The 16,887-nt window shown below is 67.8% G+C and carries 12 protein-coding genes and 3 tRNA genes; 14 read left to right on the forward strand and 1 reads right to left on the reverse strand.

Annotation, left to right across the window (positions count from 1 at the left end):
- Positions 1–95: 95 nt before the first annotated feature.
- The 10 genes from KA217_02695 to KA217_02740 all read left to right on the forward strand — a co-directional run bounded on the left by KA217_02695 (position 96) and on the right by KA217_02740 (position 9,312).
- Positions 96–914, forward strand: a complete 819-nt coding sequence (locus KA217_02695; protein ID MBP7711362.1) for an NYN domain-containing protein — start codon at positions 96–98, stop codon at positions 912–914.
- Positions 915–955: 41 nt separating this feature from the next.
- Positions 956–1,040 (forward strand) — tRNA-Leu (locus KA217_02700).
- 176 nt (positions 1,041–1,216) lie between these two features.
- Positions 1,217–2,536 carry a trigger factor gene (locus KA217_02705; GenBank protein ID MBP7711363.1) on the forward strand — a complete coding sequence of 440 codons (1,320 nt, stop codon included), beginning with the start codon at positions 1,217–1,219 and terminating at the stop codon, positions 2,534–2,536.
- 7 nt (positions 2,537–2,543) lie between these two features.
- Positions 2,544–3,185: an ATP-dependent Clp endopeptidase proteolytic subunit ClpP gene (clpP, locus tag KA217_02710; protein ID MBP7711364.1), complete on the forward strand. Its 642-nt coding sequence runs from the start codon at positions 2,544–2,546 to the stop codon at positions 3,183–3,185.
- 52 nt (positions 3,186–3,237) lie between these two features.
- A complete protein-coding gene (gene clpX, locus KA217_02715; GenBank protein MBP7711365.1) occupies positions 3,238–4,521 on the forward strand; it encodes an ATP-dependent Clp protease ATP-binding subunit ClpX in 1,284 nt (427 codons plus the stop codon).
- 13 nt (positions 4,522–4,534) lie between these two features.
- Entirely contained in the window at positions 4,535–6,985 is a 2,451-nt protein-coding gene (gene lon, locus KA217_02720; GenBank protein ID MBP7711366.1) for an endopeptidase La, read from the forward strand.
- 177 nt (positions 6,986–7,162) lie between these two features.
- A complete protein-coding gene (locus KA217_02725) occupies positions 7,163–7,435 on the forward strand; it encodes an HU family DNA-binding protein (protein MBP7711367.1) in 273 nt (90 codons plus the stop codon).
- Between the two features lie 12 nt (positions 7,436–7,447).
- Positions 7,448–7,523 (forward strand) — tRNA-Val (locus KA217_02730).
- A 9-nt stretch (positions 7,524–7,532) separates the two neighbouring features.
- Positions 7,533–7,609: transfer RNA gene (locus KA217_02735), tRNA-Asp, on the forward strand.
- A 122-nt stretch (positions 7,610–7,731) separates the two neighbouring features.
- Complete coding sequence (locus KA217_02740) at positions 7,732–9,312, forward strand: SurA N-terminal domain-containing protein (GenBank protein MBP7711368.1); 1,581 nt, start codon at positions 7,732–7,734, stop codon at positions 9,310–9,312.
- Positions 9,313–9,408: 96 nt separating this feature from the next.
- Here the strand turns inward: KA217_02740 and KA217_02745 are convergent, their stop codons facing one another.
- Positions 9,409–10,197, reverse strand: coding sequence for an enoyl-ACP reductase (locus KA217_02745; protein MBP7711369.1), 789 nt, complete (start codon positions 10,195–10,197; stop codon positions 9,409–9,411).
- A 25-nt stretch (positions 10,198–10,222) separates the two neighbouring features.
- Between KA217_02745 and KA217_02750 the strand changes: the two genes are divergently transcribed.
- Genes KA217_02750 through KA217_02765 form a run of 4 tightly spaced genes read left to right on the forward strand, consistent with a single transcriptional unit; the run spans position 10,223 to position 16,885 of the window.
- Positions 10,223–12,469: an ABC transporter substrate-binding protein gene (locus KA217_02750; GenBank protein MBP7711370.1), complete on the forward strand. Its 2,247-nt coding sequence runs from the start codon at positions 10,223–10,225 to the stop codon at positions 12,467–12,469.
- Complete coding sequence (locus tag KA217_02755) at positions 12,466–13,443, forward strand: ABC transporter permease (GenBank protein MBP7711371.1); 978 nt, start codon at positions 12,466–12,468, stop codon at positions 13,441–13,443. The genes KA217_02750 and KA217_02755 overlap by 4 nt, the downstream gene beginning before the upstream one ends.
- Complete coding sequence (locus tag KA217_02760) at positions 13,443–14,861, forward strand: ABC transporter permease (protein ID MBP7711372.1); 1,419 nt, start codon at positions 13,443–13,445, stop codon at positions 14,859–14,861. Before KA217_02755 ends, KA217_02760 begins: the two co-directional genes overlap by 1 nt.
- Positions 14,858–16,885: an ABC transporter ATP-binding protein gene (locus KA217_02765; GenBank protein ID MBP7711373.1), complete on the forward strand. Its 2,028-nt coding sequence runs from the start codon at positions 14,858–14,860 to the stop codon at positions 16,883–16,885. Before KA217_02760 ends, KA217_02765 begins: the two co-directional genes overlap by 4 nt.
- Positions 16,886–16,887: the final 2 nt, after the last annotated feature.

A 16,887-nucleotide genomic window follows, 5' to 3' on the forward strand; every position in this document is an offset into this window, starting at 1 on the left:
CTCTATGCTCCACTTATGATAACCCGCCCCGGTGGACCCGATCCCACCGACGGCCCCTTTCGGCCGCAGCCCTGGCTCCCAACGAGAACCCATCCGTGAGCGATAGAGAACGAACCCAGAACCTGGCCGTCTTCTGCGATTTCGAGAACGTGGCACTCGGCGTGCGCGACGCCAAGTACGCGAAGTTCGACATGCAGAAGGTGCTCGAACGCCTGCTCCTGAAGGGCAGCATCGTCGTGAAGAAGGCCTACTGCGACTGGGAGCGGTACAAGGAGTTCAAGGCCTCGATGCACGAGGCGTCCTTCGAGCTTATCGAGATCCCGCACGTGCGCATGTCGGGCAAGAACTCCGCCGACATCCGGCTCGTGGTGGACGCGCTCGACCTCTGCTACACGAAATCCCACGTCGACACGTTCGTCATCATCAGCGGGGATTCGGATTTCTCGCCCCTGGTCAGCAAGCTGCGGGAGAACAACAAGGCGGTCATCGGCGTGGGGGTGAAGAAGTCCACCTCCGACCTGCTCATCGCCAACTGCGACGAGTTCATCTATTACGACGACCTGGTGCGCGAGAGCGAGAAGCAGCGCAGGACGCGTAAGAAACCCGTGGCGAAGGCCGCGCCCACCGAGCCGGCCCCGGTCCCCAGCGAGGAGGACAAGCAGCAGCAGGCGCTCGACCTGGTCATGGAGATCGTCGAGTCGCTCTTCGAAGAGCGGGGGGACGAGGAGAAGGTCTGGGGGTCCATGATCAAGCAGACCCTCAAGCGCCGGCGGCCGGGCTTCAACGAGGCCTATCACGGCTTCCGGACCTTCGGCAAGCTGCTGGAGGAGGCGCAGGCGCGGGGCCTGCTCGGCCTCGAGCTCGACGAGAAGTCCGGGGGCTACATCATCCGGCGCCCCAGTCAGGGCGACTGACGTATAATCCGGGGCAGGGCCGCCCACGACCGCGATCCCCTGCGAAAGTGGCGGAATCGGTAGACGCGCTGGATTTAGGTTCCAGTGGGGCAACCCGTGAGAGTTCGAGTCTCTCCTTTCGCACCAAGCTCCTGCCCCTGGTGCGTCCAGGGCGGGCGGCCCGTGCGCTGCCGCGCGCGGGCCGGCGGCACGCCAGTTACCATCCCTCCCCAGGGTTGAAGGGCCCCGGGAACGGGGCGAATCTCGCGGGGCGCGGGGGCGCCTCGCGTCCAGTCACGTGGAAGTGTCTCTGAGGTAGCGACATGCAGGTCACAGTGGAAGCGACGGGAAGCCTAGAGCGGCGGATGACGGTCGAGGTGCCGGAGGAGCGGATTGCCTCGGAGGTGCAGAGCCGGTTGCGAAGACTGGGCAAGACGGCCCGGATCCACGGCTTCCGTCCAGGCAAGGCGCCACCGCCGGTCGTGGAGCGCAGCTACGGGCGGCAGGTCCGGGACGAGGTCGTGGGGGAGATCCTGCGCTCGAGCTTCGCCGACGCCGTCGCCCAGAACTCCCTGGCGCCCGCGGGCGGGCCGACCATCCACGAGCTGGCGGCGGCCCCTGGGCAGGGGCTCTCCTACACCGCCGTGTTCGAGGTGTACCCGAAGCTGAGCTTGCCGGACCTGAAGGAGCTCAAGGTCAGTCGTCCCGTTGCCGAGGTAAAGGAACAGGACGTGGACCAGATGATCCTGACCCTGCGCCGGCAGCGGCAGACCTGGCGGGTGGTCGACCGTGGGGCCCAGACGGGCGACCGCGTGGTGCTCGACTACGAGGGCTCGGTGGACGGGGCGCCTCTGGAGGGCAATGCGGGCAAAGAGGTGCCCGTGGAGCTGGGCACCCACCGGCTGGTCGGGGAGATCGAGGAGCGCCTCGCCGGAATCCGGGCGGGCGAGGAGCGTGAGGTCACCGTGGACTTCCCGGCCGACCATCGCAACGCCTCGGCCGCGGGCAAGACGGTGTTCTTCAAGATCACCGCCCACAGGGTCGAGGAGCCGCAGCTGCCGGAGATGGACGAGGGCTTCTTCGCCAGCTTCGGGGTCGCCGATGGGGGTGAGGCTGCCCTGCGCCGCGAGGTGCGGGAGAACATGGAGCGCGAGTTGCGCGAGAACCTTCAGGGCCGGGTCAAGACGGCGGTGATGGACGGCCTGCTGGCCGCCATTCCGCTGGATGTCCCCAAGGTCCTGGTGGACTCCGAGGCCCAGGCCCTTCGGCGCCAGGCCCAGGAAGGCCTGGTCCAGGGCCGCGGCGGGGCGCCGGCCCTGGAGCTGCCGCTGACGCTGTTCGAGGACCAGGCGCGGCGGCGGGTCGCTCTCGGCATGATCCTGTCGGAGGTCGTGCGTGCGAACGAGCTCAAGGTCGACCCCGAGCGGGTTCGCGCCCGGGTGGCGTCCATCGCCTCGACCTATCAGGAGCCAGAGGAAGTGGTGCGGTGGTATTATTCCGACAAGCGCCGTCTGGCCGACGCGGAGAACGTCGTGTTGGAGGACCAGGTGGTCGACTGGATCCTCGAGCGGGCACAGGTCACGGATTCGCCCACGACGTTTGACGCCGTGATGAAGCCTGGGCAGACTCCCGGCGGAGGCTGAACGCGAAATGCCACACTTTGCTGACCGCGCCAGCGGTCCGGAAGAGCGGGCGCTGAACCTCGTCCCCATCGTCGTCGAGCAGTCGGCGCGGGGCGAGCGTGCCTACGACATCTACTCCCGCCTCCTCAAGGAGCGCGTCGTTTTCCTGGTTGGGCCCGTGGAAGACCACGTGGCGAACGTGATCATCGCCCAACTCCTGTTCCTCGAGTCGGACAATCCGGACAAGGACATCCACCTCTACATCAACTCCCCCGGTGGGCTGGTGAGCGCGGGTCTCGCGATCTACGACACGATGCAGTTCATCAAGCCGGACGTGAGCACGATGTGCGTCGGGCAGGCGGCCAGCATGGGCGCGCTGCTCCTGGCGGGTGGCGCCAAGGGCAAGCGCTACGCGCTGCCGCACTCGAGGATCATGATTCACCAACCGCTCGGTGGTTTTCAGGGCCAAGCAACGGACGTCGACATTCACGCGCGGGAGATCCTCAAGACCCGGGAGCGCCTGAACGAGATACTGTCCCGCCACACGGGCCAGCCCCTGGAGCGGATTCGGCAGGACACCGACCGCGACTTCTTCATGGGTGGGACCGAGGCCGTGGAGTACGGCCTCATCGACGGGGTCCTGAGCCGGCGCGAGTCCCCGGCGAAGTAGGCGAGCCAGGGTGCGCGGGTTCCGTCGCCGACGTCTGGAAGCGAGGTAGCGTATGAGCAGCGACAAGCAGGGCAGGAACGGAGACAGCGACCGGCTGCTCTACTGCTCGTTCTGCGGCAAGAGCCAGCACGAGGTCCGCAAGCTCATCGCGGGCCCCTCGGTGTTCATCTGCGACGAGTGTGTCGAGCTCTGCAACGACATCATCCGGGAAGAGGTCCAGGACAAGTCCGGGACCTCCAAGGGCAGCAAGCTGCCGACCCCGCGGGAGATCAACGAGATCCTGGACGACTACGTGGTCGGCCAGAATCACGCGAAGAAGGTGTTGTCCGTCGCCGTATACAATCACTACAAGCGGCGGGACCACGGCGGCAAGAACGACGACGTGGAGCTGTCGAAGAGCAACATCCTTCTGATCGGGCCCACGGGCTGCGGCAAGACGCTGCTTGCGGAGACGCTCGCTCGTCTCCTGAACGTGCCGTTCACGATCGCCGACGCGACGACCCTCACGGAGGCGGGCTACGTCGGCGAGGACGTCGAGAACATCATCCAGAAGCTGCTCCAGAAGTGCGATTACGATGTGGAGAAGGCCCAGACGGGCATCGTCTACATCGACGAGATCGACAAGATCTCGCGCAAGTCCGAGAACCCCTCGATCACGAGGGACGTGTCCGGAGAGGGCGTGCAGCAGGCCCTGCTGAAGCTGATCGAGGGGACGATCGCCTCGGTTCCGCCGCAGGGTGGGCGCAAGCATCCCCAGCAGGAGTTCCTGCAGGTCAACACCTCGAACATCCTGTTCATCTGCGGTGGCGCCTTCGACGGTCTCGACAAGATCGTGAAGGCGAGATCGTCGAAAAAGGGCGGCATCGGCTTCGCGGCGGAAGTGAAGGGCAAGGCCGAGCAGAAGTCAGTGAGCCAGCTGCTCCAGGACGTGGAGCCCGAGGACCTGATCAAGTTTGGACTCATTCCCGAGTTCGTGGGGCGCCTGCCCGTCTTCGCGACGCTGCACGAGCTCGACACGGATCAGCTGATCAAGATCCTGACCGAGCCCAAGAACGCGGTGGTGAAGCAGTACCAGAAGCTCTTCCAGATGGAGGGAGTCGACCTGGAGTTCCGGGAGGAGGCCCTGAGGGCGGTATCCCAGCGCGCGATGGAGCGAAAGACCGGGGCGCGGGGACTACGCTCGATTCTGGAGCACGTTCTGCTGGACATCATGTACGACCTGCCGTCGCTGGAGAACGTCGCGAAGGTCGTGGTGGACGAGGCGGTGATCGGCGGCGAGACCAAGCCACTCATCATGTATCGGGGTGACAAGCAGCAGCGGGCTGCGGGCGACTGAGAGGCAGGCTTCCGTGGTCGAATCCAACAAGCCGTCCGAGGTGGTGGAACCGACACTGGGGAGTCCGGTACTGCCCCTGCGGGACGTCGTCGTCTACCCGCACATGGTCATCCCCCTGTTCGTGGGGCGCGACAAGTCCATCCGCGCACTCGAGCGGGCGATGGAGGAGAACAAGCAGATCCTGCTGGTTGCGCAGAAGAGTGCGGCACAGGACAACCCGACCACCGACGACATCTACCGCATCGGAACGCTCTCTACGATCCTCCAGCTGCTGAAGCTTCCGGACGGCACCGTCAAGGTGCTCGTGGAAGGGGTCAAGCGGGCGCGGATCGTCCATTTCCTCGGGGAGGACGAGTACTTTTTCGCGCAGGTTCGGGTCCTCGAGGCTCAGGAGACCGACGAGCGTGAGGGTGAAGCCCTCAGCCGCTCGGTGCTGACGCAGTTCGAGCAGTACGTGAAGTTGAACCGCAAGGTTCCGCCCGAGATCCTGGCGTCCCTGTCGTCCATCGAGTCTCCGGGGCGGTTGGCGGACACCGTGGCCGCGCACCTTGCGGTGAAGCTCGATCAGAAGCAGAAGATCCTCGAGATCGAGGATACGCGCGAGCGGATGGAGGCGCTGATCGGGCTGCTGGAGACCGAGATCGATCTGCTTCAGGTGGAGAAGCGCATCCGCGGCCGCGTGAAGAAGCAGATGGAGAAGAGCCAGCGCGAGTACTATCTGAACGAGCAGATGAAGGCCATCCAGAAGGAACTGGGGGACCTGGACGAGGCTCCGAACGAGATTGAGGAACTCGGCAAGAAGATCGAGCAGGCGGGCATGACGCGGGAGGCCAGGGACAAGGCCGTGGGCGAACTGAACAAACTGAAGATGATGTCACCGATGTCGGCCGAGGCGACCGTCGTCCGGAACTACATCGACTGGCTCGTCAACGTGCCCTGGAAGAAGAGGAGCAAGATCCGCTTCGACCTGGGCGCCGCCGAGGCGGTTCTGAACGAGGACCACTACGGCCTGGAGAAGGTGAAGGAGCGCATCCTCGAGTACCTTGCGGTGCAGCAGCGCGTCAAGAAGCTGAAGGGCCCGATCCTCTGCCTGGTGGGCCCACCGGGGGTGGGCAAGACGTCCATCGGACGCTCGATCGCGCGGGCCACGAATCGCAAGTTCGTGCGCATGTCGCTCGGGGGCGTGCGGGACGAGGCGGAGATCCGCGGCCACCGGCGCACGTACATCGGGGCGCTGCCGGGGAAGATCCTCCAGAACCTTGCGAAGTCCGGTGTGCGCAACCCTCTCTATCTGCTCGATGAAGTCGACAAGATGTCGATGGATTTCCGGGGAGACCCGGCGTCGGCCCTGCTGGAGGTCCTGGACCCGGAGCAGAACAACTCGTTCAACGACCATTACCTGGAGGTCGACTACGACCTGTCCGAGGTGATGTTCGTCACCACGGCGAACACGCTGAACATCCCGCCGCCGCTGCTCGACCGGATGGAGGTCATCCGGCTCTCGGGCTACACGGAGCACGAGAAGCTCAACATCGCCACCCGCTACCTTATCCCGAAGCAGATCAAGAACAACGGCCTCACGGAGGCCGAGCTCAGGATTACTGACAGCGCGATCCGCGACATCGTCCGCTTCTATACGCGAGAGGCTGGCGTGCGCAACCTCGAGCGCGAGATCGCCAAGATCGCGCGCAAGGTGGTGAAGGAGCTGGTGCGGACTCCCGGGCGCCGAAAGGTCACGGTGAGCGCGCGCAATCTCGAGACCTATCTCGGGGTCAAGCGCTACCGCTACGGCAAGGTAGAGGCGCAGGACCGGATCGGTGAGGTGACCGGGCTCGCCTGGACCGAGGTCGGCGGGGACCTCTTGACCATCGAGGCCGCGGTGATGCCCGGAAAGGGCAAGCTCATCCACACCGGGCAGCTGGGCGACGTGATGCAGGAGTCGATCCAGGCCGCGATGACGGTGGTGCGAAGTCGCTGCAAGAGCCTCGGTGTGGATCCCGACTTCTACCAGAAGCACGACATCCACATCCACGTGCCGGAGGGCGCGACCCCGAAGGACGGCCCGAGCGCGGGTATCGGCATGTGCACGGCCCTGGTCTCTGTGCTGACGGGGATCCCCGTGCGATCGGACGTGGCGATGACGGGCGAGATCACGCTGCGGGGAGAGGTTCTGCCCATTGGCGGGTTGAAGGAGAAACTCCTGGCCGCCCTGCGGGGGGGGTTGCGGACGGTCCTGATACCGGAGGAAAACCGTCGGGACCTCACGGAGATCCCCGCCACCATCAAGCAGCACCTGGAGATCAGGCCGGTCAAGTGGATCGACGAGGTGCTGGGGATGGCCTTGCTCCATCTGCCTCAGCCCATGGAGGCGGAGAAGCTGGAGCCTCCTCCCGAGGCGCCCGTCGCGAAGCGCGAGGGCAAGGCGGCCGGCAGGAAGCGGGGCGGGGTGGCGACGACGCATTGAGCCGGCGGTGGTGGCGACGCCCCTTCGCCGGCGTGGTCACGCGGGGCGGGGAGGGCGCATTTCTTGACACTCTCGGAAGGCTGTTGGTATAAGCCCCGTTCGTCCAGGGTGACGGTCTAGAGTCCCGGGGACGGTCGAAGAGCCAGCAGCTGCCATAACGAACGATGGGGGATCCGAATGAACAAGGCAGAACTGATTGACGCGGTCGCGGCCGACGCGGACATCTCGAAGGCCTCCGCCGCCCGGGCGGTCGACTCTATGGTCGCCGCCATCACCAGCGCCCTCAAGTCCGGGGAGAGCGTGACGCTGGTGGGTTTCGGGACGTTTTCGGTGCGGGAGCGGCCTGCCCGCTCGGGCCGCAATCCGCGGACGGGGGAGACGATCCAGATCGACGCCTCCTCGACGCCAGTGTTCAAGGCTGGCAAGGCCCTCAAGGATGCGGTAAATTGACGCTATGCCTTGGGGTGCTTAGCTCAGCTGGGAGAGCATCGCCCTTACAAGGCGAGGGTCGGGGGTTCGAGCCCCTCAGCACCCACCAGCCTGTCTCGGAGTGGTAGTTCAGCTGGTTAGAATACCGGCTTGTCACGCCGGGGGTCGCGGGTTCGAATCCCGTCCACTCCGCCAATACCTGACCGGGGGTGTGCCAGAACGGCACACCCCTTTTGGTTTGGGGGTCCAGCCGCAGGGGGGCCGTGGGCCGCTCCGGCAGCGGGACCGCCAGGCCGCCGTTCCACAGGGGTCTTGCCATGCTGCTAGAGGACATCCGGAGCTGGGCCCACTCCTGGCTCATGACGATCCTGCTGGTGATGATCATCGTCCCCTTCGCCTTCTGGGGCATCAACCAGTACTTCCACGGCGGCGGCTCGATGGTCGTGGCCGAGGTGGACGGCACCCCGATCGGGGTGAGGGAGTTCCAGCAGGCTCTGCAGCAGCAGCGTTATCGCCTTCAGACGGTCATGGGGAGCGGTCTCGAGTTGGACGAGGCCGCCGAAGACCGCCTGAAGCGCGAGACCCTGAACGGGATGGTCGAGGAGTCGGTGCTGGTCGACCGGGCGACCCGCAAGGGAATGACGGTGGGTGACGAGCATCTCGCCACGCTCATCCACGCGCAGCAGGCCTTTCAGTCCAACGGGCAATTCTCCCGCGACCGGTACGAAGCCTGGCTCCACCGCCAGGGCTACGCCCCCGGAGGGTTCGAGCAGAGCTTCCGTCGATCGCTGGTCATCCGGCAACTGCAACAAGGGGTCGTCGAGGCCGCCTTCCTGACAGGGGCCGAGCGCGAGCGGCTCGAGCGCCTCCAGGGGCAGCGGCGGAGCTTCGCGTACCTGGTCATCCCGGCCGCGCGCTACCGGGGCCAGGTGCAGGTGAGCGACGAGCAGGTGCAGGAGTTCTATCGCGAGCACCAGTCCGATTTCCTCTCGCCCGAGCAGGTCGACGCCGAGTACGTGGAGGTGTCGCGCGAAGCGCTGGCCGCCGGCGTGGGAGTCTCCGAGGAGGAGCTCCGGCAACGCTACGACTCCCAGCGCGCGAGCTTCGGCGATCGCTCCTTCGAGGACGTGCGGGCCACGCTCCTGCGCGAGGTCCAACTCGAGCGTTCGGAGGCGCCCTACTTCGAGCAGGGGGAGCGGCTCGCCAACCTTGCCTTCGAGCACCCGGACTCTCTGGAGCCCGCGGCCAAGGCGCTGGGGCTCGAGGTTCTCAGCACCGGTTTCTTCTCCCGCAAGGGCGGGGAGGGCATCGCGGTGGAGCCCCGCTTCGCCTCCGCTGCCTTCGCTGAAGAGGTGTTCCAGCAGGGGCACAACTCGGAGCCGGTGGAGTTGTCCGGGGGGCGTGTCATCGTGCTGCGTGCCCGGGACGTCCGGCCTGCGGTTCAGCGCTCCCTGGACGAGGTCCGCGCGCAGATCGTCGAGCGGCTGACCGCTCGGGCGGCGACGGAACGGGCCGAGGCCGCGGCACGAGCGGTCGCGCAGGAACTGCAAGGGGGCCTCGATCGCACCGAGCTGGCGCGGCGCGAGGGCCTGGAGTGGGTGGAGGTGGTCGAGGGCAAACGTCGCGCGAGCGGCATCGACCCGGCGATCACCGCCCGTGTCTTCCAACTGCCGAAGCCGGTCGCGGAGCAACGGGTCTTTGGCACCACCCCGGTCGCCAACGGGGATGCCGCGGTGATCGCGCTGCAGTCGGTCCTCGACGGAGAGCCTGCCGCGAAGAAGGCGGGCGCGCCCGCGGACCGCATCCTCGATCAGGCCTATGGCCAGGCGACGTACGATTCCCTGGTCGAGACCCTGCGGACGGGCGCGAGCGTCGAGGTTTACAACGACCGGCTCTGAGGCCTGCGGCGGTCCGGGACACCGGGCTACAGAGTCCGTCTCTGGAGCCCGGTTCCGGCGCGGGCGTCAGGCGGCGGCGCGGGCGTCAGGCGGGAGTCAGAGCGGGCCGGAGCCCATCGCTGTGACGTGGAATCCGCTGTCCACGTACACGACGTCTCCGGTCACCCCCGCGGCCAGGTCGGAGCAGAGGAAGGCCGCGACGTTTCCGACCTCTTCGATCGTGACGTTGCGCCGCAGCGGGGTGTTGCGCTCGCTGTAGTCCAGGAGACGCCGGAAGTCGCTGATCCCGGCGGCGGCGAGCGTGCGGATGGGACCCGCGGACACGGCGTTCACCCGGATCCCCTCGGGGCCCAGGTTGTCCGCCATGTAGCGCACCGTCGCCTCCAGGCTCGCCTTGGCGATCCCCATGACGTTGTAGTGCGGCACGGCGCGTACCGCACCGAGATAGGTCATGGCAACGATCGCGGCCTTGCGCCCGCGCATGAGTGGGCGCGCGCCCTTCGCGAGCGCGGCGAGACTGTAGGCGCTGATGTCCTGGGCGGTGCGGAACCCATCGCGGGTCACGGTGTCCAGAAAGTTGCCCTCGAGCTGCTCCTTTGGCGCGTAGGCGACCGAGTGCACCAGGATGTCGAGTGCGCCCCACTCGCGGCCGAGCCGGTCGAAGAGCGCCTGGATCTCCGCGTCGCTCGACACATCGCAGGGCAGGCACAGGTTGGAGCCGACCTCCGGCGCCAGGCTCTCGACCCGGTCCTTCAGCTTGTCGTTCTGGTAGGTGAACGCCAGGGTGGCGCCCTCACGGTGCATCGCCTGCGCGATCCCCCAGGCGATGGAGCGGTTGCTCGCGAGTCCGACGATCAGGCCGCGTTTCCCTTCGAGAAAACCCATGGCGTTAGCCCCCGAGTGTGTGAGCATGCCGGCGAGTTATAATCGGTCGGCCCCCCAAAGGCAAACCTGCTTGGCGCCTCGTTCGCGCAGCTTTTTCGCTCTCTCCCCGCGGTGCCTGCGCCTGCTGGCGGGAGTGTGTTCCGCTGCCCTCGCGGGGTGCGGACCGCAGCCCTGGAACGATCCCTACCCGCGGGCACAGGCCGGCGGAAACGTCCTTTTCAGCTCCTTCTCCGAGCGCCCGAAGCACCTGGACCCGGTGCGCTCGTACAGCGAGAACGAATACGCGTTCATCGGCCAGATCTACGAGCCGCCCCTCCAGTACCACTACCTCAAGCGCCCGTATCAACTGGTGCCCCTCACGGCCGCGGCCATGCCCGAGCCGGTCTATCGGGACGCGCAGGGGCGCACGCTTGCCCCGGACGCGCCGGCCGCGGCGGTCGCGCTCTCCGTGTACGAGGTGCGGATCCAGCCCGGGATCCTCTATCAGCCGCACCCCGCCTTCGCGCGTGACGAGGAGGGAAGGGCGCTGTACCTCGACCTGCCGCCCGGGGCGCTCGATCGGGTGCGCGGGTTGGGCGACTTTCCACGCACCGGCACGCGCGAGTTGGTGGCCGAGGACTACGTTCATCAGATCAAGCGCATGGCCCACCCGCGGCTCCACTCTCCGATTGCCGGCGTGATGGGTGAGTACATCGCGGGCCTCACCGGGTACGGCGAGTCCCTGCGCGCGGCCCTCGCCGGGCGTGAGCAAAGGGCGGGCGAGGGTGCCTTTCTCGATCTGCGGGAGTTTCCGGTCCCGGGTGCGGAGGTGGTGGATCGCTACACCTTCCGGATCACCGTGCGCGGGAAGTATCCCCAGTTCCTGTACTGGCTGGCGATGCCGTTCTTCGCCCCCATGCCCTGGGAGGTCGATCGCTTCTACGCGCAGCCCGGAATGGCGGAACGCAACCTCGTGCTGGACTGGTATCCGGTCGGCACGGGCCCCTACATGCTGGTGGAGAACAACCCGAACCGGCGCATGGTGCTGGTGCGCAACCCGAATTTTCGGGGCGAGCCGTACCCGGGAGAGGGCGAGCCCGAGGACCGGTCTCTCGGCCTGCTGGAAGACGCCGGCAAGCCCATGCCGTTCATCGAGCGCGCCGTCTACAGCCTGGAGAAGGAGGACATCCCCTATTGGAGCAAGTTCCTCCAGGGGTACTACGACGCCTCCGGCATCACCTCCGACAGCTTCGACCAGGCGGTACGTCTCGGCAGCCAGGGCGACCCCGAGGTGACGGAGCGCCTGAGCGGGCAGGGCGTGCGCCTGGTGACGGCGGTGCGGGTCTCGACCTCGTACACGGGGTTCAACATGCTCGACCCCGTCGTCGGCGGCCACGGCGAGCCCGCGCGCCTCCTGCGCCGGGCCCTTTCCATCGTTGTCGACTTCGAGGAATTCATCTCCATCTTCGCCAACGGCCGGGGAGTCGCGGCGCAGGGGCCCGTTCCGCCCGGGATCTTCGGACACCGCGAGGGCAATGCCGGCGTCAACCCTTACGTCTATCTCTGGCGCGACGGCGGGGCCGCGCGCCGGGGTCTCGAGGAGGCGAAGCGGCTGCTGGCGCAGGCGGGCTTTCCCCACGGCCGCGATCAGGCGACCGGCAAGCCCCTGCTGCTGAATCTCGACACCACGGCCTCGGGCCCCGACGACAAGGCCCGGCTTGACTGGATGCGCAAGCAGTTCGCGAAGATCGGGGTGCAACTGGCGGTGCGCGCGACCGACTACAACCGGTTCCAGGAGAAGATGCGCAAGGGTACCGCGCAGATCTACCAGTGGGGATGGAACGCGGATTACCCCGACCCCGAGAATTTCCTCTTCCTGCTCTACGGGCCCAACGGGAAGGTGGAACACGGGGGGGAGAATGCCTCCAATTACGCGAGCCCCGAGTTCGACCGCCTGTTCGAGGCGCTCAAGGATCTGGAGGACGGCCCCGAGCGCCAGGCCCTCATCGACCGTGCGGTGGAGGTCGCGCGCCGCGACGCACCTTGGATGTGGGGGCTGCACCCGAAGGCCTACTCCCTGCACCACGGCTGGTACTCGAACGTGAAGGTCAACCTGATGGCGAACAACACGCTGAAGTACCGCCGGGTCGACCCGGACCTGAGGGCCCGTCGTCTCGCCGAGTGGAACCGCCCCGTGCTCTGGCCGGTCGTGGCCGGCGGCGCCGCGGTCCTCCTTTCGCTCGTGCCGGCCATCGCGGGCTACCGGCGTCGCCAGCACCGGGGCGCCCTGTGATCGCCTACCTGGCTCGCCGGCTGCTCTACGCGTTGCCCATCCTGGTCGGCGTGAACGTGCTGACGTTCTTCCTCTTCTTCGTCGTCAACAGCCCGGACGACATGGCGCGCCTGCACCTCGGGGTGAAGCGCGTGACCCCGGAGGCCATCGAGAAGTGGAAGGCCGAGCGGGGATATGACCGCCCCCTCTTCTGGAACGCGCCCGAGCCGGGGCTCGCCGCGCTGACCGAAACGATCTTCTTTCAGAAGTCGGTGCGACTGTTCGCCTTCGACTTCGGGCGTTCGGACGAGGGCCGGGAGATCTCCCGCGACATCGCCGAGCGCACGTGGCCGAGTCTGGCCATCGCGGTGCCGGCGCTCCTGGTGGGGCTGCTGGTGAACGTCACGGTGGCCATGACGCTCGCGTTCTTCCGCGGCACGTACCTCGACGCCTGGGGGGTCGTCTTCGCCGTGGTGCTGATGTCGGTGTCCAGCCTCTTCTACATCATCGGCGGGCAGTACCTCGTGGGGAAGCTGCTCCGTCTCGTCCCCATCTCCGGTTACGAGGGGGGGCTGGACGCGCTGAAATTCATCGTCCTGCCCGTGCTGGTCAGCCTCGCGGCCGGTGTGGGGTCAGGCACGCGCTGGTACCGCACGCTCTTCCTGGAAGAGTTGGGCCGGGACTACGTGCGGACCGCCCGCGCCAAGGGGCTCGCCGAGCGTGCCGTGCTCTTCAAGCACGTTCTGCGCAACGCCCTCATCCCGATCCTCACCGGCGTGGTCGTGGTACTGCCGCTGCTGTTCCTGGGCAGCCTGATCACGGAGGCGTTCTTCGGCATCCCCGGCCTCGGCAGCTACACCATCGACGCCATCCACCAGCAGGATTTCGCGGTGGTCCGAGCCATGGTGTTCCTCGGGTCGGTGCTCTACATCGTGGGGCTGCTCCTGACCGACATCTCCTACACGCTCGTCGACCCGCGGGTGCGCCTCGAGTGATTGCGCCGGTCGTCCTCTGGACCGATGCCCTGATCTTCACCCTCGTCGGTGTGGCGCTGGTCTTCGGTCTGCACGCGCGACGCCGTGAGCACCTGCGCGAGCCCTGGCGGCGCGTGGCGCGCAGCCCCAAGGGGGTCGCCGCGGGGACGGTGCTCGCAGCCTTCGTCGCCGTCGGCCTGCTGGACTCGCTGCACTTCCACCCACGGCTCGACGGGGCGGAGGAGGGGGGCAGCGCCGAGCACTACTCGACGGAGGTCGTGAGCGTCTTCGACCTTCTCGTCTGGCCCCTGCGCGAGCGGGTCGAGAAGACCTACTCCGCACCGTTCGGGACCCACGCCTATGCGAAGGAGACCCTCGACCTCGGGGGGGGACGGCAGGCGCGGGAGTACCCCCGGTTGGTCCACGGCGGGGCGCATCTGAGCGACCCGGGCAGGAGGGGGGCGGACATCGCGCTCCGGACCCTCGCGGGACTCGGTGCGAGCATCGCCCTCTGGCTGGCCCTGGTGGCCCTCTTCGTCGCGGTTCGGACAGCCCGGCGAGGAGATCGGTTCGGGCCCCTCTGGCGGGCCCTCTGGGCCGGGCATTGGCAGTGGCCCTGGCGCGCGTTCCTGGCGACCGCGGGGGTACTGCTCACCCTGGTGACCCTGGGTGTCGCCCTTGCGGGCGCCTACCACGTTCTCGGCACCGACAAGGTGGGTCAGGACGTCCTGTACCAGACCCTGAAGAGCGTTCGCACCGGGCTCGTCATCGGCACGGTCTCGACGCTCGTGATGCTCCCCCTCGCCATCGCCCTCGGGATCTCGGCCGGATACTTCCGGGGGCTCGTCGACGACGCGGTGCAGTATCTCTACACCACGCTGAACTCGATACCGGGGGTGTTGCTGATCGCGGCGGCGGTCCTGATGTTGCAGGTCTACATGGCCAACCACCCCGACGACTTCGAGAGCCTTGCCGAGCGTGCAGACCTGCGACTGCTGTTCCTCAGCATCATCCTGGGGGTGACCAGTTGGACGGGCCTCGCCCGGTTGCTGCGCGCCGAGACGCTCAAGCTGAGCCAGGTGGAGTTCGTGCTGGCGGCGCAGGCCCTCGGTGTGGCGAGCGGACGCATCCTGTCGCGCCACATCCTGCCCAACGTGATGCACATCGTCCTCATCACGGTGGTGCTCGACTTCAGCGGGCTCGTCCTGGCCGAGGCCGTGCTGTCCTACGTGAGCATCGGCGTCGACCCGACCACCATCAGCTGGGGCAACATGATCAACAGCGCACGCCTGGAGCTCGCCCGGGAGCCGGTCGTCTGGTGGTCCCTCGCGGCGGCCTTCGTCTTCATGTTCTCCCTGGTGCTCTCCGCCAACCTCTTCGCCGACGTGGTGCGCGACGCCTTCGACCCGCGCCTGCGGGGCAGCGAGCGTCCCGCGTGACCGCCTCCGCGCAGGCCCTCCTCGAGGTCCGTGGCCTGCGGGTGTCGCTGAGCGTGCCGGGCGGGACGGTGCGCGCGGTCGACGGCGTGGACCTGACGGTGATGCCCGGGGAGACGCACGCGATCCTCGGGGAGTCGGGGTGCGGGAAGTCCATGACGGCGCTCTCGATCCTGCGTTTGCTGCCGGTGGCCGGGCGGGTCGTGGACGGCAGCGTACGGCTCGACGGGACCGACCTGCTGCGCCTGCCCGAGCACGCCATGCGCGCCGTTCGGGGCGGGCGCATCGCCATGATCTTTCAGGAGCCTCAGTCCTCGCTGAACCCGGTGCTGACCGTGGGCGACCAGATCGCCGAGGGCGTGCGCCGGCACCGGGGACTGTCGCGCCGGGCGGCGCTGCGTCGGGCCGTGGAGCTGCTGGAGGCGGTCGGCATCCCGGACCCTTCCCGGCGGGTGAGCGAGTACCCGCACCAGCTCTCCGGCGGCATGAAGCAGCGAGTGATGATCGCCAGCGCCCTGGCCGGTGAGCCGGACCTCCTGATCGCCGACGAGCCGACCACCGCGCTCGACGTCACCATTCAGGCCCAGGTGCTGGAACTGCTGGAGCGGCTGCGCCGCGAACGGGGAATGGCGGTCCTGCTGATCACGCACGACCTGGGGGTCGTGGCGGAGTCGGCGCAGCGGGTGGCGGTCATGTACGCCGGACAGGTGGTCGAGGAGGGTGCGACGGCCAGCCTCTTCGCCCGACCCCTGCACCCGTACACGCGGAAACTCTTCGCGGCCCTGCCTGCCGTGGGAAAACGGGGCGGAGCGCTCGAGGTCATCCCGGGGACGGTGCCGTCGTTGACCGAGGACGCCCCGGGTTGTCGCTTCGCCCCGCGCTGCGAGCAGGCGTGGGCGCGTTGTCGCGCCGCGGCGCCCGGCTGGCACCCGCTCGGGGAGGGGCAAGGGGTGCGCTGCCATCTGTACGCGGAAGGCCGGGACGCGGCGCCCGGCCTGCCTTCCGGCCCCGCCGTGGCCCGGACCTCCATGGCCGTTCCCGAGGAGGGGACCCCGGCACCCCTGCTGAGGATCCAGGGGCTGCAGGTGCATTTTCCCATCCGCCGCGGGCTCCTGCAGCGGGTCGTCGCGCAGGTGCGCGCCGTCGACGGGGTGGACCTGGACCTTGCGGCGGGGCGCACGCTCGCCCTGGTGGGGGAGTCGGGCTGTGGGAAGACCACAGTCGGCCACGCGATCCTGCAGTTTCGGCGCCCGACCGCGGGCTCGGTACGCTTCGACGGCGAGGAGTTGACCCACCTCTCCGGCCCGGCCCTGAGACGCCGCCGGCGGGAACTGCAGATCGTCTTCCAGGACCCCTACGCCTCGATGAACCCCCGCATGCTGGTGGGGGACATCGTGGTGGAGGGGATGCTTGCCCAGGGCACGCTGCCGGACCGGCCTGCACGACGGAGCCGGGTGGCAGAGTTGCTGGCGCAGGTGGGACTCGGCCCCGGGGCCACGGACCGTTACCCCCACGAGTTCTCGGGCGGTCAGCGCCAGCGCATCGCGATCGCCCGCGCCCTGGCCGTGGAGCCGAGGCTGGTGGTGTGCGACGAGCCGACGAGCGCGCTCGACGTGTCGGTGCAGGCACAGATCCTGAATCTGCTTCGGAGCCTGCAGGACCGCCTGGGGCTGGCCTACCTGTTCATCACCCACAACCTGGCGGTCGTGGAATATCTCGCCCACGAGGTCGCGGTGATGTATCTGGGCCGGATCGTGGAGCGAGGTCCGGTGGGCGCGGTGCTTCGCGGCCCCGCCCATCCCTACACTCGGGCGCTGCTCTCAGCGGTGCCGGTCCCCGACCCGACGAGCGGGCGCGCGGTGATCCACCTGGAGGGCGAGCTGCCGTCTCCTTCCCATCCGCCCCGGGGCTGCCACTTCCACCCCCGCTGCCCTCAGGCCGTGGACGTGTGCCGTGAGACCTATCCGGAGACGGTCGAGGTCGGTGCCGGCCACCGGGTGGCCTGCCACCTGTACCCTTCGTCGTAACG

Source organism: Gammaproteobacteria bacterium (assembly GCA_017999615.1).
GTDB lineage: Bacteria > Pseudomonadota > Gammaproteobacteria > JAABTG01 > JAABTG01 > JAGNLM01.